General features: G+C 41.6%; 20 protein-coding genes and 2 tRNA genes. All 22 read right to left on the minus strand.

Annotation, left to right across the window (positions count from 1 at the left end; genetic code table 11):
* Positions 1-15: 15 nt before the first annotated feature.
* The 22 genes from AC6IZR_RS09005 to truA all read right to left on the minus strand — a co-directional run bounded on the left by AC6IZR_RS09005 (position 16) and on the right by truA (position 16,153).
* Positions 16-327, minus strand: coding sequence for a LiaF transmembrane domain-containing protein (locus AC6IZR_RS09005; protein WP_049471759.1), 312 nt, complete (start codon positions 325-327; stop codon positions 16-18).
* A 199-nt stretch (positions 328-526) separates the two neighbouring features.
* A tRNA-Thr gene (locus tag AC6IZR_RS09010) sits at positions 527-599 on the minus strand.
* 46 nt (positions 600-645) lie between these two features.
* Complete coding sequence (locus AC6IZR_RS09015; protein WP_150906781.1) at positions 646-1,107, minus strand: GNAT family N-acetyltransferase; 462 nt, start codon at positions 1,105-1,107, stop codon at positions 646-648.
* Between the two features lie 38 nt (positions 1,108-1,145).
* On the minus strand, positions 1,146-1,931 hold the full coding sequence (locus AC6IZR_RS09020; protein ID WP_003017328.1) for an ABC transporter permease: 786 nt from the start codon (positions 1,929-1,931) through the stop codon (positions 1,146-1,148).
* Position 1,932: 1 nt separating this feature from the next.
* Complete coding sequence (locus AC6IZR_RS09025) at positions 1,933-2,751, minus strand: ABC transporter permease (protein ID WP_497848459.1); 819 nt, start codon at positions 2,749-2,751, stop codon at positions 1,933-1,935.
* Position 2,752: 1 nt separating this feature from the next.
* Positions 2,753-3,745, minus strand: a complete 993-nt coding sequence (locus tag AC6IZR_RS09030) for an ABC transporter ATP-binding protein (protein ID WP_037602142.1) — start codon at positions 3,743-3,745, stop codon at positions 2,753-2,755.
* A gap of 158 nt (positions 3,746-3,903) precedes the next feature.
* Entirely contained in the window at positions 3,904-4,311 is a 408-nt protein-coding gene (locus AC6IZR_RS09035; RefSeq protein ID WP_497848460.1) for a hypothetical protein, read from the minus strand.
* Between the two features lie 53 nt (positions 4,312-4,364).
* Entirely contained in the window at positions 4,365-4,763 is a 399-nt protein-coding gene (locus AC6IZR_RS09040; protein ID WP_049518257.1) for a hypothetical protein, read from the minus strand.
* Between the two features lie 37 nt (positions 4,764-4,800).
* The gene (locus tag AC6IZR_RS09045) at positions 4,801-5,148 is read right to left on the minus strand and encodes a hypothetical protein (protein ID WP_024055414.1); all 348 of its coding nucleotides are present in this window, start codon (positions 5,146-5,148) and stop codon (positions 4,801-4,803) included.
* A 66-nt stretch (positions 5,149-5,214) separates the two neighbouring features.
* On the minus strand, positions 5,215-5,769 hold the full coding sequence (locus tag AC6IZR_RS09050; RefSeq protein WP_024055415.1) for a histidine phosphatase family protein: 555 nt from the start codon (positions 5,767-5,769) through the stop codon (positions 5,215-5,217).
* Between the two features lie 51 nt (positions 5,770-5,820).
* Positions 5,821-6,759 (minus strand): alpha/beta fold hydrolase, encoded by a 939-nt coding sequence (locus tag AC6IZR_RS09055; RefSeq protein WP_049518258.1) that lies wholly within the window; start codon positions 6,757-6,759, stop codon positions 5,821-5,823.
* A gap of 84 nt (positions 6,760-6,843) precedes the next feature.
* Entirely contained in the window at positions 6,844-7,725 is an 882-nt protein-coding gene (locus AC6IZR_RS09060; protein ID WP_497848461.1) for a class II fructose-bisphosphate aldolase, read from the minus strand.
* Between the two features lie 191 nt (positions 7,726-7,916).
* Entirely contained in the window at positions 7,917-8,369 is a 453-nt protein-coding gene (locus AC6IZR_RS09065; RefSeq protein ID WP_480992317.1) for a hypothetical protein, read from the minus strand.
* A gap of 80 nt (positions 8,370-8,449) precedes the next feature.
* Positions 8,450-8,535: transfer RNA gene (locus AC6IZR_RS09070), tRNA-Leu, on the minus strand.
* Positions 8,536-8,659: 124 nt separating this feature from the next.
* On the minus strand, positions 8,660-10,273 hold the full coding sequence (gene pyrG / locus AC6IZR_RS09075; protein WP_003004055.1) for a CTP synthase: 1,614 nt from the start codon (positions 10,271-10,273) through the stop codon (positions 8,660-8,662).
* A gap of 173 nt (positions 10,274-10,446) precedes the next feature.
* A complete protein-coding gene (locus AC6IZR_RS09080) occupies positions 10,447-11,142 on the minus strand; it encodes a B3/B4 domain-containing protein (protein ID WP_497848462.1) in 696 nt (231 codons plus the stop codon).
* Between the two features lie 261 nt (positions 11,143-11,403).
* A complete protein-coding gene (gene rpoE / locus AC6IZR_RS09085; RefSeq protein ID WP_003010182.1) occupies positions 11,404-11,988 on the minus strand; it encodes a DNA-directed RNA polymerase subunit delta in 585 nt (194 codons plus the stop codon).
* A gap of 225 nt (positions 11,989-12,213) precedes the next feature.
* Positions 12,214-13,497, minus strand: a complete 1,284-nt coding sequence (gene tig, locus AC6IZR_RS09090; protein WP_214255291.1) for a trigger factor — start codon at positions 13,495-13,497, stop codon at positions 12,214-12,216.
* Between the two features lie 128 nt (positions 13,498-13,625).
* Entirely contained in the window at positions 13,626-14,189 is a 564-nt protein-coding gene (locus AC6IZR_RS09095; protein ID WP_049497648.1) for a TIGR01440 family protein, read from the minus strand.
* Between the two features lie 3 nt (positions 14,190-14,192).
* Positions 14,193-14,663, minus strand: coding sequence for an ECF transporter S component (locus tag AC6IZR_RS09100; RefSeq protein WP_003017988.1), 471 nt, complete (start codon positions 14,661-14,663; stop codon positions 14,193-14,195).
* Positions 14,653-15,414: a bifunctional hydroxymethylpyrimidine kinase/phosphomethylpyrimidine kinase gene (locus AC6IZR_RS09105; RefSeq protein WP_497848463.1), complete on the minus strand. Its 762-nt coding sequence runs from the start codon at positions 15,412-15,414 to the stop codon at positions 14,653-14,655. Before AC6IZR_RS09105 ends, AC6IZR_RS09100 begins: the two co-directional genes overlap by 11 nt.
* The gene (truA, locus tag AC6IZR_RS09110; RefSeq protein WP_497848464.1) at positions 15,407-16,153 is read right to left on the minus strand and encodes a tRNA pseudouridine(38-40) synthase TruA; all 747 of its coding nucleotides are present in this window, start codon (positions 16,151-16,153) and stop codon (positions 15,407-15,409) included. The genes AC6IZR_RS09105 and truA overlap by 8 nt, the downstream gene beginning before the upstream one ends.
* Positions 16,154-16,373: the final 220 nt, after the last annotated feature.

The following is a 16,373-nucleotide window of genomic DNA, read 5'->3' on the forward strand; positions in this document are numbered from 1 at the left end:
CCCAGCCTCCTTTCTTTATTTATTACTTTCCTTATCCGGTAAAAGAAAACTAAGACCTACGCAAGCGAGCACACCTGCTGTGATGACCAGACCATTTGAAACCGGCAGGACATCGTAAATCGCATTTGCAATCATAAATGCGATCAAGGCGCAGATAACACTTGCCTTGTAATCTTTTTTCAAGAGATTTTCAAGTGTAAAGAATGCAAATAAGAGAACAGGAAATAGGGGCCAGATGTTCACATCGAGCTTTGGAAAACCAACCATTCCCATTGTCACAACTGCAAGAGCAACCAAAATAAATCCAAGTCCAAGTAGTTTTTTCATCATCATATACCTCATTTTGATTATTCGGAAGTATTTCTTCCTTTGATGATTCTATGATAGCAGAGAGCTCCTACGGAGACAAGGACTTTTGACTAAGTGGTCAAAAAAGGTGCCTATGCGGTCAAAAAAAGAGCGAGACCGAACGAATATGTGATCACCATCATTCGTCGTCTCGCTCCTTCAAAGCAGATTTTTTCTATGCCGATTGCAGGGATCGAACCTGTGACCTACGCGTTACGAGTGCGTTGCTCTACCAACTGAGCTAAATCGGCGATTACCTTCTTAGTATAGCACTCTGATAGCGGATGTCAAGCACTTTTAGTTGATCTTTTTAATCAGAATCTGACATGGATTCTGTGGATCCCATAAAGATGGAAAAATCTCTAACTTTTTAAATCCAACACTACGATAAAAGACATTGGTTCGATCGTAGTTCTTATTAGAACCTTCTGCTACAGTTTTTACTTGTAGATAATCAACAGTTTTAGCAGTCTCTGATTCTAAGGTAAAAAGCAACTGACTGCCAACCCCTTGCCCTTGAAAGTTTTTCTTCACTCCGAGACAGTCAATTTCAGCACAATCTTCACTCGAATATGATAAACTTATAAACCCTACTACATCACTTTCTTGATAAGCAGCCCAAACTCGTAAATCCTTAGCTCCTTCAATGTAGGCTTGCGTGCTTTCTGGTATTCCAAACCATTCTGGCAAATCCCTTAAAATCTCAGCGACAACTGCCATTTTTTGATCTTCACCCTTGACTTCTTTAATTACAAACATCATAAATTCCTTTCTTGATTTTAGTCTTACTTTACCTCTTACGAACCAGCACTTTCGTAGGCATCCAATCCCCTGTCCCAAAGTTTGAGGGAAATAACAAAGAAAACAAGGGAAATCAGAATCAAACCACCAATATTAAAGAGTCCATCCTTGTCCTGCAAGAAATAGCTGGCAGGATAGTAGGCCGTAAAGGCGAAAGGTACAATAAAGCTAATTAACCAACGAAGGAGCGAATTGTAAATAGAAATAGGATACTTGGCAAAATCATTAAACATATAGAAAATGTAAATCATGGCACCTGACTGCTTGGTCCAAAAAGCGATGCTGGCTGTAGCAATTTTCAAGGAAGTATAAATCAAGGTCGCAAAAGGAATACAAACTAGAAAAATCAGGAATTTTGGAAGAGTCCAAGCAATGCTAGTCGCCGTTGTCGCTAGTAAAATTCCACCGACCAAAAGTTCACCCAAGGCATCAATCTGAAAGGTCTCAACGAGGATGTGAAAGAGAGGATTGATAGGACGAGTCAGATACTTGTCAAACTCCCCTTTTCGAACTAGTCGTTGACCTAAAGCCCAGAGATTGTCAAAAAAGAGATGATCTAGTCCCTTTGGAATTAAGGAAAATCCATAGATAAAGGCAATTTCTTGAAAAGTCCAACCTTCTAGGGAGGGAATGTGTTGAAAGATGACATTGAGAAACAAGAGGTTCAGGCCTTGAGTCAGAAAGACTCCCAACACACCAACCACAAAATCTACCTTGTATTCCATGATTTGCTTGATGTACTGTCTGATAAAAATCAGATGCATGCGTTGATATTTTTTCATACTAACCTCCCTGAATGGTGATAAATGACTGGACTCGTTTCCAAATCAACTGAGACAAGCCCACCATCACTATAAGCCAGAAAAGCTGAAGCAAAAGTGCTTGAAGAATCTGACTAGCATCGTATTTCCCAACAATAATCATGACCGGAGTGTAAATTAAGGATGAGAAAGGTAAGAAGGACAGAATATCTGAAATGACCTTTGGAAAGAAAGCCAAGGGAATCAAACTCCCAGACATAAAGGCCACTATGGAAGTCTTAAGTAGGTTGGAACCCCAAAGATTTTTAAATACAAAGGCTGAAAATCCAAAGCAGATATTAAAGAAAAAGTTAATCAGATAAGCCAGAGTTAAGCTAAAGAGATAAAGGACAGTTAATCCCAGCACTTCTACAATACCTTGCCCAGATAAGATTTTCATCAAAACCATGACACTTAAAAATGGCAGTCCAACAGAGATAAAAATCAACCACTTGGAGCCAAGTTCGGTGAAAAGGTAAGAGGCCGCAAAATGCACTGGTCTCAGCAAACGCATGATAATGGAACCATCCTTAACCTCATCACCAATCATAAAGGAAGAATCCGACCTAGTCAGAAGATTAGTCACAAAACTCATGATGATGTAGAGGGTGATATCCGCCATACTGAAGCCCTGAATCAAAGTCTCCTGGGAGGAATCAAAGACAGCCTTCCATAGATAAAAAGCCACAAAAGCACCCATGACATCGCCAATCCGATAAAGAATAAAGTTGACTCGATAGCTAATCAACTCCTGAATCCCTGCATTGATAAAGGGTTTATAACGTCTCCACAATTTGACCATCTTAGAGCTCCTTTCGATAGAAGCGACGGATAATATCTTCAATATCCGTATCTACCATCTTCAAATCACGGACCTCAAAATCAGATAAGGTTTGCTTGATAATATCGGCCGACTGGTAGCGGGAACTATCGAATTCAATATTGAGAGTATTTCCTTGTCTATCAATGGACATATCAGGCAAGCCCTCATAATGAGAGACTAGATGATTTTGACCTGGCGTCAGGTCAAAGGAGAGAGTCTTCATCTTGCCAAAGGTCTCCTTGAGCTGGCTAACCGTTCCATCAAAAATCTCTTGCCCCTTATCAATCATAAAAATCCGATCACAGAGTTGCTCAATATCACTCAAATCATGAGTAGTCAAGAGAATAGTTGTCTCTTCCTCCTGATTAATCTGGGTAATGGCCCGACGAATGTTGTCCTTGACCGACACATCCAAACCAATAGTCGGTTCATCTAAAAAGAGAACTTTGGGATTGTGAAGCAAGGAAGCCGCAATATCCGCCCGCATCCGTTGACCTAGTGAAAGAGTCCGCACAGGATCCTTGATAAATTCCTTCAAATCCAAAACTTCATTCAAAAAGTCCATGCGCTTATGGAAAAGCGAGTCCGGTACATCATAGATCTCTTTCAAAACCGTGTAGGTCTCTTGCAAAGCCAAATCCCACCATAGCTGGGTGCGTTGTCCGAAAACGACTCCAATATCCTTGACATAATCTTGGCGATTATCCTGGGGAATCTTGCCGTTAATCCGACAAAAGCCAGATGTGGGCTTCAAAATTCCTGTCAGCATTTTGATGGTGGTTGACTTCCCAGCACCATTTGCCCCGATAAATCCTAAAATCTGCCCTTTTGGAACTTCAAAAGTTAAATCCTTGACCGCTTCAAAGGTCTGCTTTTCAGGATGAATAAAGGAGCGCAAGGCTCCCTTTAACCCCGGCTCCTTAACTGTCTTCACAAAATTTTTCTGAAGATGTTCCACTTCTATCATTGCCATATCTATCTCCTAAAATCTGCCTTTTTTTCAACATAAGGAAAGAAAGCCCTAATAACACCCTATTATAGTGCAAATGTCTAAGGAAAACAAGTGTTAATTTATATCGAAAATTTTTATCCCTAAGAAAAGATAAAAAGGTGATGCTGCATCACCTACCTCTACCAAGTTAAGTCTTCAATCATGCTTCTTACTTGTGAATCAAGAGTCTTATCCTTCTTCAGTTCTCCAACCAAAGTCTGAATCTGCCAGACTAGATTTGGATCATTGTCATTATAGCATCGATGAAGCATCCAGATGTTATGCACAGTTGGACTTTTTAGAACTGACTCCAACAATAAATCCTCATAGCCTTGATGATAAAACTTCTCCACAAAGTGTACCAATTCACCTGGAGAACCAAAATCAACTTCTGGGTGGTTAGCAATGAGTTCTAATATGGGAGCAACCAAATCAAAGGGTTGAGGGGAAGCCTCCATGGCATCTACAATCTCGTCTGCCAACTCAAATTCTTGGTCTTCAGTAATTGCATCATGCAAAGCAACTAACATATCATCTTTAGTAAGCATCTGATTCTCCTTTTCAACTGTTCCATATCATTATTCGTTTTCGAACTTCTTCTTCACTCATCAAACCTTGTTTGTAAGTAGTTTTCAAACTCCTTTTGGGATAAATCACTAGGAAGTTCAAACATATACTCATATCCTTCATCACAAAAGGAAACCTTCTCTTCAGGTGGAAACCATTTCCGAAGCCAGATGATATAGGAGGCATAATCTTGTAACCTGTTCGTTGAATCAAAGTAATCAATCACAAAAACATTTTTCTTGCTACTCAGTGAACTTTCCAAAGTAAGCTGAGGACTTTGATAATCCCAAGAAAGCGAGTAAGCTTTTTCAGGATTCGTCCTTTCTCTGATCAAAATACCTGGGAATTTTTCTCTCAAAGCAGTACAAAAGGCTTGTAAATCTAGGAATATGGGGTCTTTACTCTCAATAAAGACAAAATCAGCAGTACTCATCAGTCTCTCTCCTTCTTTTTAAAACTGAAAACAGACCTTAACCATCAATGGCAAAATTCTCCAGACTCTCAAATGCCTGCCCCTGATAGTCAAAAGAAAAGATATGAATATCATCAAAAGTTTGATCGCAGAAAGTAACGGTTTGTCTTTCTGGCTCGATGATGGGTTTACCCAATTTTTCAGTAGCTTCTTCATCTGTGAAATACCCATAAAATTCTTGTAAATGAGGCAGTATAAATGCAAGAATACGGTAAAGATTTTTATGGTAATTGGCTGCAAGCAACTGAGCTTCCATCTCAAAGTTTCCACTTGGTTTTTCTTCCCAAGCTACAAGAACATCATCTACTTCATGTAGGTAGGCTTGCAAGGACTGATCGAATATCATGGCTATTTTTCCTTCAATTCTATTTGTAATAACAGAAAATAAAATCACATAGATTGAACTAAATAATTACCTAGATGTAACTTTCATAATTCTTTTCACACTCTTATCTTTGTCAACTAGAAAGCAATCTGGAAAAGTCATCTGTCCCCATTTTTTATAATCAAAACTTGAATCAAAATGATTGATTAAGATTCCTAGCAAATTTCCATGAGAACTCAGTAAAATGGTTTTATCTGAATACCTTTCTTCCAAGTCCTCAAATAAATCTAAAATTCTATTTAATGCTTCTCGATTGGACTCGCCTCCAATAAGAGATTTATCTGGATTTTGCCATAAATATTGAATTGTTTTTTCAAACTCAGTATCTTCAATAAATCTTGAGGATAATTTTCGCTCTCGTAACCGATTATCAAGAACTATTTTATCAAATTGAATTGGCGAGCTATTAATCGTTTCAAATGCTCGTTTATAAGGACTAGAAAAATAATAATCAATATTAAAAGAATTCAAAAAATCTAACTGATTAAGAGATGAAAATCCTTTTTCTGACAAAGTTCTATTAAAATCATCACTTGAAAATCTTGAATGAGCATGTCTAAGTAAAATATAAGAATTATTCATAAGTCATTACCTTTCAATTATTATCATCAGTCTCAATGGATTTTTAAGCCCTCAATTATTCTCTAAAAATTCTTTAATACGAGAAACAATAGCATCGCTTTGATAATGATAGAGGTCGTGAGGCGCATCCATATAGTCGACTTGAACATTAGACTGGTCGCTTGCAAATCTCTCTGCATAACGTTGCCACTCTGATTGGCTAAAGGTCGTGCCTTCACCGTTAGAAACCAGGAGTAAGGCTGGAATTTTCGGATTAATGCTAGATGGAACTTTCTTGGCATTTTCCTTTGCCAAACGGGATTCATGAAGCATGGCTTGTGACATCAACTGCTTATATGCTAGTAATTTATATTGTTGTCGTTCAGTTTCAGTCAGAGTTGGATTTTTTATATAAAAGGACTCAGGGAAATAGCGTAATAAGCCAATCTTACTGCTCCAATAAGCCACAGTAAGCAAGGCCTGATTATCCTTTAAATCTTCATAACTCGCTGGCAAGGCCCAATCCAGGCCAATCAAAGCCTTCACTTCATTCGGATATTTCTCTTGCCAAGCAAGACTCTCTAAACTAGCCATAGAATGCGAAATAATCACATAAGGTCCTGAAACATGAGCTTGCGCCAAAGCTTGACGCGTCTCAGAAAGGACCCCCATCACATCTCTTGAACGATCACTATCTTCGCTAAAACCATACCCTGCTCGCTCCACGATAACAACCTTGTATTTTTTGGATAGGGAATCTGATAGATTCTTAAAGTCTAGGACAGGGGAAGCGATACCAGCACCTGAAAGAAAAACGATTGTTTGAGGCCCTTCTCCTTTAACAGAGACATTCATTCGATGTCCATTGACTGTAACTTGTTTACCAATGGGTGTGAGAAGCTTACTTTCATTTCGTAAACTGAATTGATGAAAAACAAATGTAGCACCTAAAAAGAGCAGGAGAAAGCCACAAACGATCCAGCTCCACAGTTTGAATTTTTTCATAGGCATATTGTACAAAAATTAACCTCTGGAAGCAACCTTTCCCAAACAAAAAAACAAGATCCACATGGGACCTTGCTTTCCTGTTTTTAATTAAGCTTTGCCTTCTGAACCGAATACGTCGATACGTTCTTCAACGGCTGCAGTAATTGCTTCGAAACCTGGTTTCAAGAATTTACGTGGGTCGAAGAGTTTCTTCTTGTCGTATTCTGCTTCGTTTGCATCGTATTCACGTACGAATTGACGAGTAGCATTTGCAAATGCGATTTGGCATTCAGTGTTCACGTTAACTTTCGCAACACCAAGTTTGATCGCTGCTTGGATTTGATCATCAGGGATACCTGATCCACCGTGCAATACGATTGGGAATCCTGGAACAGCTTCAGTCAATTTTTGCAAGTGGTCAAGGTGAAGACCTTTCCAGTTTGCTGGGTAAGGACCGTGGATGTTACCGATACCTGCAGCCAAGAAGTCGATTCCTGTAGCAACCATTGCTTTAGCATCTTCGATTGGTGCCAATTCACCGTCACCGATGATACCGTCTTCTTCACCACCGATAGTACCAACTTCAGCTTCTACTGAGATACCTTTAGCATGAGCTTTTTCAACGACATCTTTCGCCAATTTAAGGTTTTCTTCAACTGGAAGGTGTGAACCGTCAAACATGATTGAAGTGTAACCAGCTTCGATACATTCAAGAGCATCGTCGTAGTGACCATGGTCAAGGTGAATAGCAACTGGTACAGTGATACCCATTGATTCTACAAGGTTAGCGATCAAGTTGCGAGCTACTTTGTAACCACCCATGTATTTAGCAGCACCCATAGAAGTTTGGATAAGTACTGGAGCTTTCTTAGCTTCTGCTGCACGCAAGATAGCTTGAGTCCACTCAAGGTTGTTTGTGTTAAATCCACCAACTGCATAACCATTGTCACGAGCTGCTTGGACAAATTTTTCTGCTGAAACGATTGCCATTTGTCATAGGCCTCCTATAAATTTTTGTGGGATTGATCCCACTTACATTGTTTATTTTATCACTTTTTAGATGAAATTGCTAGCTTTTCCTGTGTCTTTAAGCACTTTCTTATGATAATTAGGGCGGAATCTCCTATCTCCTAAGGCTTTCATCCTAGTAAACAAGTAAAAGAAGGGGACTTACACCCCCTTCAATTCTCTTCTTTAAAATTTTTTAGTGAAAGGAGAAAGGCAATCCCGCAAATCACAAGGAGTCCTCCTGCGACCCATTGAGAATAGAAATAAGCAGCAAATAACTGACTGTCGGTAAACATTTTCCCAAGAAGTCCGTTTACCAATCCCTCAAGAAAGGGAATATTCTCACACACAGCAAGGATTGAGGCAAGAAAGAGAATAAAGCCCGCTATCAAAAAGAGATTGGGAATCCATCTTTTCAGCCTTTTTTCATCTCTGAGCAGATACTTAGAAGCAATCGCCACTAAAAAAATGAAAACATTCCATATGTTTAAGGCGATAAAATATCTAAAAGTATCCTTGTATGCGCCTATCGCCATCGCTAAAATCAGGATAGGACCGAAAAAATTAATGGCACTTCCCAATAGTGCAAAGAGGCCATCGGCCAAAACCAGATCCTTTTTCTTCATGTTCTCACCTCATCTCACACCTATTCTACCACAAAGAAATTTGAAAACAAAAAAAGATAGCCGAAGCTATCTTGATCCGATGCGGAGAGAGGGACTTGAACCCTCACGACCTAAAGCGGTCACAGGATCCTTAGTCCTGCGCGTCTGCCAATTCCGCCATCCCCGCGATTGAGTACTTTACTAGTATATCAATCAACGACTTTTTTGTCAAGATTTTTTTCAAACTTTTTTCAGAGTTTGTCATTTTTTCACACAAAGGGAGCAGGTCCTTCGACCTGCTCCCTTGATTTTTATTTGCTATCGTGGTTTTCAACTGCCGCTGTGATAAAGGCTGTGTAAAGTCCTTCTGGACGGTTTGGACGACTTGACAATTCTGGGTGATATTGGCAAGCGACAAAGAATTTGTTTTCTGGGATTTCAACGATTTCGACCAAACGGTTGTCTGGTGAAACGCCTGAGAAGACAAATCCTGCTTCTTCAAACTGTTCACGGAAAGCATTGTTAAACTCATAACGGTGACGGTGGCGACGTTGCACCACTTCTTGATTGTCATAGGCAGCGGCTGCTTTTGAACCTCGTTTGAGTTTAGATGGGTAAAGACCGAGACGGAGTGTTCCACCCATGTCTTCCACATCGATTTGGTCCCGCATGATATCGATAATTGGATACTTGGTTTCTGGATCCAATTCGGATGAATTGGCCCCTTCCAAGCCTAAAACGTGACGGGCAAATTCGATACAGGTTAACTGCATACCCAAGCAGACACCCAACATTGGGACATCTTGTTCACGCGCATACTTGATGGCTTGAATTTTTCCTTCTGTTCCCCGTTGACCAAAACCACCTGGGACGATGATTCCATCCGCATCTCCAAGGAGTTCTGCCACATTTTCAGCTGTCACATCATTGGCATTGACCCAATTAATCTTGACTTCTGCATCGTTGGCGTACCCTGAGTGCTTCAAGGCCTCAACGACAGAAATGTAGGCATCTTGCAATTCTACGTATTTTCCAACCAAGGAAATCTTGACCTGCTTCTTGAGGTTCATGACCTTGTCGACCATCGCAGACCATTCTGTCATATCTGCTGCAGGAACATCCAATTTCAAATGGTCACAAACGATTTGGTCCATATTTTGTGCTTGCAAGTTCAATGGGATTTGGTACAAATGTTCCACATCAAGTGATTCGATGACAGCTTCTGGTGCGACATCACAGAATTGAGCCAACTTGTTCTTAATTCCTTGACCAGCTGGTTTTTCTGTACGGATGACCAACATATTTGGTTGAATCCCAAGACCACGCAATTCTTTCACAGAGTGTTGCGTCGGCTTGGTTTTCATTTCTCCCGCAGCCTTCAAGTAAGGTAGAAGAGTGGTGTGGATGTACATAACATTTTCAGCACCAACATCTGCCTTCATTTGACGAAGAGCTTCAAGGAATGGAAGGGACTCAATGTCTCCAACTGTTCCCCCGACTTCTGTGATGATGACATCTGAATCCGTCGTTGTCGCTGCTCGTTTGATCTTTTCTTTCAAAGCATCTGTGATATGAGGAATAACCTGTACTGTCGCTCCCAAGTATTCTCCACGACGTTCTTTGCGAAGGACCTCACTATAAATTTTTCCTGTCGTCACATTTGAGTACTTATTCAGATTGATATCAATGAAGCGTTCATAGTGACCAAGGTCCAAGTCTGTCTCAGCGCCATCGTCTGTGACAAATACTTCCCCGTGTTGGTAAGGGCTCATCGTCCCTGGGTCAATATTGATATAAGGGTCAAATTTTTGGATCGTCACTTTCAATCCACGATTTTTGAGCAAGCGACCAAGACTTGCTGCGACAATCCCTTTCCCGATGGATGATACGACACCACCCGTGACAAAAATATATTTTGTTGACATGTGCTTTCCTCTTCTTCTAATGTTGTAGAGGCCATTCCTCTTTTCAGAAAAAACAAAAATAGCTCCCTAATCCTTAGGGAGCTCCGACCTCAAAATGAGGTGCCCGAACAATATCTTACCGCAAATGGATTACTTTGTCAAATTGAAAATTTCATGAAAATGATTTTCGCTGTTTACACGACCTTTTCCACTCCATTTTGTGTGACGAGAAATTTCTCAAATTGAAGCTGAGGCATGCAAAGAGCAAGGTCCTTGTGGATTCGTTCTAGCGCTTCTAAACGCATCTCGACTGACGTCTCGGTATTTCCTTGGATGACAAAGAGGGCGTTTTGCGTAGTCTCCTCAAATTTGTAATGGTCACTATCGCGTACATCCAACCAAGCCAGAACTCCTTTTTGATCCCGGTAGACAGGATCTGTCGGTGCGACATGTTTTTCACTAGAAAGGATAGGGAGAAAGAGTTCGTCTCTTTGACTCACTGTAAATTCAATCGGTCCCTCAATCTTATCTAGGTCATGTCCTCCGATCGCGAGAAAAGACTTCAGCGATTCGACATTATAGATATCGATGATGCTATTGATCTGAGGAAGAGCTCCTCGATGCTGGATGTTTCGGATAAGAGCTAGGACTGTTGGTAGATTTTTCTTGATGCTACGCCCTACTTTTTGCAAAAGGTCTGTATACCCTTTAATGACAGGAGATGCCACTACTTCTTCTGTCTGACACTGGAGCGCCCATTGTTCAAGCTCTTTCTTCTTTTCAAGAAAAGAAGGGAGCAAAACTGCTTGAGGATCCACATTTCTAGCAATTCCGACCACAACTGTATCAATACCAAGAGCTACTAAACTTTGATCTAAACGAAAGTCCATCTGGAACACCTCCTATTGGGAAACCTTACACGTTTATCATACGACATTTCATCACTTTTTTCAATGCAAACAAAAAGAGAGTGGGACAGAAATCGGTAATTCGTTAGAATTCGATTTCGTCGTCCCACCTCCGCACAGTTGAGTAGGGCTGTAAAAGCTGATGAAATCAGCGTAGTAGAGCCCACTCAACCACTGCGTCTTGCTCAACAATCCAAAAATAATTGAGAGGCTAGGACTTTTGTCCCAGCCTCTTCTCATGATTTATTCTTCTTCCTCGTCTTCAGAATCCTCTTCTTCGTCGTCTTCTTCGCTTAATTCAACTTCCTCACCCAAATCATCTGGTACGATTTCATTGATTTCAGCATCGTAAGCTTCGACTTCACTCTTTTCATCGTCTGGATTTTCTTCATCATATGAAAGAGCTGGATCTGCTTCGTAAACTTCTTCGTCTTCTGGATCGTCGTCGTTGTAATCGATCGCATCTTCGTCTCCATCCATGAAGGCATTGACACGTTTTTTCTTCCGTTTCTTAGGAGTTTCATCCTCGTCTGTTTCTTCAAGAGCGATGATTTCTTCGTCAACTTCATCGATGGCATACCATGAACGAAGACCCCATTTGTTATCTCCAAGTGGGATAAAGCTTCCATCTACATTCAATTCTGTGTAGAACAATGGAAGAGCTTCACGGATCTCGCTGTTTGATTTTTCAAGGTAATTTTGAATTTCATTTACAAGATCGCTAAAGTACATTTCATGGTCACGTCCGCGTAATTCCAAAATCGCACGCGCCACTTCAATCATAGAAAGTTCACTTTTTTCTTGTCCAGCAAATACTTCTAATTCCAAGGGTAAATCTCCTTATGTTTCATTTCCTAAATGGAGAAGGATCCGGTCTTAAACCTCATCCTATCCTCAATGATAGATTGAAAACTTCTCGTCACTAAATCTATCACGCAATTTATCGTTACACTCTATTGTACGATAAATTTCCCCTTTCGTCAAAGGAAAATTCCAGGATTCTCCATGAAATCAAAAAAAGAAGAGCCTCACGGCTCTTCTTTTTTATCTCAATTATTTTACTTTTGCTGTGCTTGTGATCACATTCACTGCTTTCTTCACTGTGATGTCATGTTTCAACATTTCTGGTGAAAGAAGGTTGCGAACTTGTTCAACTGGCATGTTGTAATCTGCTGCCAATTGCTCGATTTCAGCGTTAATTTCTTCTTCAGTTGCTTCGAAGCCTTCTGCTTTGGCTACTGCTTCAACCACAAGGTTTGTCTTCGTACGGCTTTCAGCTTCTGCTTCGTATTGTTTGTGAAGATCTTCTTGAGTTGTTCCAGTGATTTGGAAGTACATTTCAGGTGAGATACCTTGACGTTGCATGTTTCCAAGGAACTCGTTGATAGAACGGTGTACTTCTTCGTGGATCATTTCTTCTGGAAGGTCAACGATTTCAGCGTTTTCAACTGCAAGATCGATTGCTGCTGCTTCTACTGCATCGTTGTATGCTTCTTCTTTAGCTTCCGCCAACTCTTTGCGGTATTTTTCTTTCAATTCAGCAAGAGTTTCAACTTCTTCGTCGATGTCTTTTGCCAATTCATCGTCAAGAGCTGGTACTTCTTTTGCTTTTACTTCGTGGATAGTTGTCACGAATTTCGCTTCTTTACCTGCAAGGTCAGCTGCTTGGTAGTCTTCTGGGAATGTTACAATCACATCAACTGTTTCACCAGCAGAGTGTCCAACCAATTGGTCTTCGAAACCTGGGATGAATTGTCCTGAACCAAGTCCAAGTGAGAAGTTGTCTCCTTTACCACCGTCGAATTCAACACCGTCGATAGATCCAACGAAGTCGATTACAACTGTATCGCCTTCTGCAGCAGCACCTTCTTTAACAACCAATTCAGCCAAGTTGTTGCGTTCGCGTTCGATACGAGCATCCACATCAGCGTCTGTTACTTCTTTAGAAACTTCTACTGACACTTCAAGGTCTTTGTAAGCACCCAATTTTACTTCAGGTTTTGTTACAACAGCTGCTGTCAATGTCCAGTCTTGACCTTTTTCCATAGATACAACATCGAAAGTTGGTTGTGCTACAACTTCGATTCCAGCTTCTTTAACAGCTGCTTCGTATGCTGCTGGAAGAAGATCGTTCAAAGCATCTTGGTAAAGAGCTTCTTCACCAAAACGTTGGTTGAAGATTGGACGTGGAATATGACCTTTACGGAATCCAGGTACGTTCAAAGTTTTCTTAACAGACTCAAACACACGGTCCAAAGCAGGTTTGATTTGCTCTTGGCTGATTGTGAAAGTCAATACACCGTGGTTAGTTTCTTTGTTTTCAAATGATACAGACATTCTGTCTCTCCTTAAAATAATATAGTCATTCCTTATAATTTTACCACAAAACTTTGAAATTGCAAGTTTTAAAACGTTTTTGCCTCTCTTTTCATCCAAAAAAACTAGCCCTTAAAAGCTAGTTCTAATTATGATTTTCGGATGGGATCATCGAGGTAGAGAGCACGGGCGCCACCGATCAATTTTGGCCGACTGGCGAGGGCTGTGACATGGGCGCCACCTAGTTCACGCAAGATAGGGCGAATCGGAACTTGCACGTGTTTGACATGCATCCCTACTGAGGTATCTCCGATGTCTAACCCGGCTTGAGCTGTGATAAATTCCACCTCAACAGGATCCTTAAAATACTTGAAAGCTGCGAGTTGTCCAGCACCTCCTGCATGGAGACTCGGAAGGACATTAACGATTTCTAACTCCTTTTTATCTGCCAATTCTCTTTCGACCACCAAGGCGCGATTGAGATGCTCACATCCTTGTACCGCCAGATAAATCCCTCTTGGATTCAACTCATCTAGCAAGGTCTGGACAATAGCTTCAGCAATATCGATGTTGGAGGCCTTTCCAATTTGCCCTCCTGCAACTTCGCTTGAAGACATCCCGAGGACGAGGATTTGTCCTTGGCGGAGACGGCTTTTTTCCAAGACATCTACCAGGATTTCTTTCGTATCCTTCTTCAGTTGCTCCAGATCCATGAATTAGCTTCCTTTCTTTTGAAATGCATAATAGACCACATAGCCTAAAGCCATTCCAACAAAATTCTGAGCGAGGTTATTCGGAATGTCCGAGATAGCAGCACCCCAGCCATTGCCTAAAAAGAGGGCAGAAGCTAGTGCGTAACCGCCTACCATGACGACTGTCGCAAGGAGCAAGCCTAGGTAACGAGCTTTGCCCTTGAAGCCAGCGAAGTAGCCTTGGCCTCCGTGAAAGAGGAGGCTAAAGAACATCCACTGAGGATAGCCTGAAATCAGGTCGAGTAGGAAGGCTCCGACACCACCGACAATAGCACCCTCCTTGCGCCCAAAATAGAAGGCTGTGAAATAGGCACCAAGATCTAACAGGGTGACGATCCCTGTGGGAGTTGGAAGTTTTGTATAGTAGCCAAGTACAACTGTCAAGGCTGTCAAAATGGAAAGGCGGGCAATGAGTTGAGTTCGATTAGATGTCATATTGTACTACTCCATACTGGTCTGAATGTTGAATCGCTTGGAAAACAAAGTCTTTAGAGGCTTTAACAGCTTCAAGTGGAGATTTCCCTTGCACCAACTGGCTGGAAATGCTAGACGCAAAGGTACAACCTGCTCCTGTATTGTTCTTTTCTAAGACCGGCTCTTCAATGACGGTGAAGTCTGTCCCATCATAAAAGACATCGATGGCCTTTTCTTTATTGAGACGATTGCCTCCTTTGACCACGACATTCGCTGCACCTAATTCGTGAAGCTTGCGCGCTGCCTCCTTCATATCGTCGAGCGATTGAATCTTGCTTTGGGTCAGGATCTCAGCTTCTGGTAAGTTTGGCGTAATGATCGTCACATAAGGGAAGAACTTGATCAATTCGTCTCGAAGAGCTGAAACTTCTACATCATGGCTTTCCTTGCAGACCAAGACAGGATCTAGTACCACAGGGATCTCCGCATGGGCTTTGACATAGTCCAAGGCTAAGTCCGCCACTTCAACATTTGGCAAAAGACCGAGTTTAATAGCAGAGAAAGAAACATCTTTGAGGGAGTTGAGCTGTTGAGCGAAGGTCGTTGGATCCACCGGAATCACTTCAAAACCGTGCTCCGTCATAGCGGTCAAACAAGTCACCGCCACAAAGCCATGTTGTTTATTGGTTGTATAGGTTGCAAGGTCTGCGTGAAGACCTCCCCCACTAAAAATATCATTTCCTGAAATAGCTAGAATCAATTCATTACTCATAACGGATCTCCTTTAAATATAAGCCATTTGGCGCTGCTGTAGGACCTGCTAAATTGCGGTCCTTCTTATCCAAAATCAGATCGATCTGCTCGATCGGCATCCGATCATTTCCGATCTTCAACAAAGTTCCCACCATATTGCGGATTTGCTTGTAGAGAAAACCATTGCCCGAAAAGGTAAAGACAAGGCGATGATGTTCTGCGTCCTCGACCAAGCGAGCCTCTGTAATCGTACGAACCTTGTCTTCCACACTGGTTCCTGAAGCCGTAAAACCGGTGAAATCATGGGTTCCCTCCAACTTTTGGATGGCTACCTGCATCTTTTCCACATCCAAAGGATAAGGATAGTGGGTGGCATAGTGGCGCATCATGGGGTTCTTGGGACGACCATAATCCACGATAAATTCATAGGTTTTGCTGTGCTTCTTGTAGCGTGAGTGAAAGTCATCTGCTACTTGCTCCACCCGGATGAAATCAATATCCTCTGGGGTTTGGGTATCGAGGGCAAAGCGAAGCTTCTCCTCGTCCCGCGCTTGGGGGAGATCAAAATGAATCACCTGCCCAAGAGCATGGACGCCTGAATCCGTTCGACCCGCTCCATGAACGATAACAGGGGTTCCTTGATTGAGACGCGTCAAGGTCTTCTCGATTTCTTCTTGCACACTACGGGCATGCGGTTGGCGTTGAAACCCTGCAAACAAGGTCCCGTCATATGAAATGGTTGCTTTGTATCGTGTCATGGTTCTATTTTAGCAAGATATAGAAGGGGTTACAAGAGCGGAAAAAGCAAACTGTCCGGGTACAGTTTTGTAAGCAAAAAAAGAGGCTGGGACAAAAGTCCTAGCCTCTCAATTATTTTTGGATTGTCGAGCAAGACGCAGTGGTTGAGTGGGCTCTACTACGCTGATTTCATCAGCTTTTACAGCCCTACTCAACTGTGCGGAGGTGGGACGACGAAAT

The sequence above is a fragment of the Streptococcus mobilis genome, from assembly GCF_059727625.1.

What these genes read in the sequence shown, in the direction of transcription:
- AC6IZR_RS09005 (WP_049471759.1), bottom strand. Translation starts at nt 327, where the DNA reads ATGAAAAAACTACTTGGACTTGGATTTATTTTGGTTGCTCTTGCAGTT.
- AC6IZR_RS09015 (WP_150906781.1), bottom strand. Translation starts at nt 1,107, where the DNA reads ATGTTTGTAATTAAAGAAGTCAAGGGTGAAGATCAAAAAATGGCAGTT.
- AC6IZR_RS09020 (WP_003017328.1), bottom strand. Translation starts at nt 1,931, where the DNA reads ATGAAAAAATATCAACGCATGCATCTGATTTTTATCAGACAGTACATC.
- AC6IZR_RS09025 (WP_497848459.1), bottom strand. Translation starts at nt 2,751, where the DNA reads ATGGTCAAATTGTGGAGACGTTATAAACCCTTTATCAATGCAGGGATT.
- AC6IZR_RS09030 (WP_037602142.1), bottom strand. Translation starts at nt 3,745, where the DNA reads ATGGCAATGATAGAAGTGGAACATCTTCAGAAAAATTTTGTGAAGACA.
- AC6IZR_RS09035 (WP_497848460.1), bottom strand. Translation starts at nt 4,311, where the DNA reads ATGCTTACTAAAGATGATATGTTAGTTGCTTTGCATGATGCAATTACT.
- AC6IZR_RS09040 (WP_049518257.1), bottom strand. Translation starts at nt 4,763, where the DNA reads ATGAGTACTGCTGATTTTGTCTTTATTGAGAGTAAAGACCCCATATTC.
- AC6IZR_RS09045 (WP_024055414.1), bottom strand. Translation starts at nt 5,148, where the DNA reads ATGATATTCGATCAGTCCTTGCAAGCCTACCTACATGAAGTAGATGAT.
- AC6IZR_RS09050 (WP_024055415.1), bottom strand. Translation starts at nt 5,769, where the DNA reads ATGAATAATTCTTATATTTTACTTAGACATGCTCATTCAAGATTTTCA.
- AC6IZR_RS09055 (WP_049518258.1), bottom strand. Translation starts at nt 6,759, where the DNA reads ATGCCTATGAAAAAATTCAAACTGTGGAGCTGGATCGTTTGTGGCTTT.
- AC6IZR_RS09060 (WP_497848461.1), bottom strand. Translation starts at nt 7,725, where the DNA reads ATGGCAATCGTTTCAGCAGAAAAATTTGTCCAAGCAGCTCGTGACAAT.
- AC6IZR_RS09065 (WP_480992317.1), bottom strand. Translation starts at nt 8,369, where the DNA reads ATGAAGAAAAAGGATCTGGTTTTGGCCGATGGCCTCTTTGCACTATTG.
- pyrG (WP_003004055.1), bottom strand. Translation starts at nt 10,273, where the DNA reads ATGTCAACAAAATATATTTTTGTCACGGGTGGTGTCGTATCATCCATC.
- AC6IZR_RS09080 (WP_497848462.1), bottom strand. Translation starts at nt 11,142, where the DNA reads ATGGACTTTCGTTTAGATCAAAGTTTAGTAGCTCTTGGTATTGATACA.
- tig (WP_214255291.1), bottom strand. Translation starts at nt 13,497, where the DNA reads ATGTCTGTATCATTTGAAAACAAAGAAACTAACCACGGTGTATTGACT.
- AC6IZR_RS09095 (WP_049497648.1), bottom strand. Translation starts at nt 14,189, where the DNA reads ATGGATCTGGAGCAACTGAAGAAGGATACGAAAGAAATCCTGGTAGAT.
- AC6IZR_RS09100 (WP_003017988.1), bottom strand. Translation starts at nt 14,663, where the DNA reads ATGACATCTAATCGAACTCAACTCATTGCCCGCCTTTCCATTTTGACA.
- AC6IZR_RS09105 (WP_497848463.1), bottom strand. Translation starts at nt 15,414, where the DNA reads ATGAGTAATGAATTGATTCTAGCTATTTCAGGAAATGATATTTTTAGT.
- truA (WP_497848464.1), bottom strand. Translation starts at nt 16,153, where the DNA reads ATGACACGATACAAAGCAACCATTTCATATGACGGGACCTTGTTTGCA.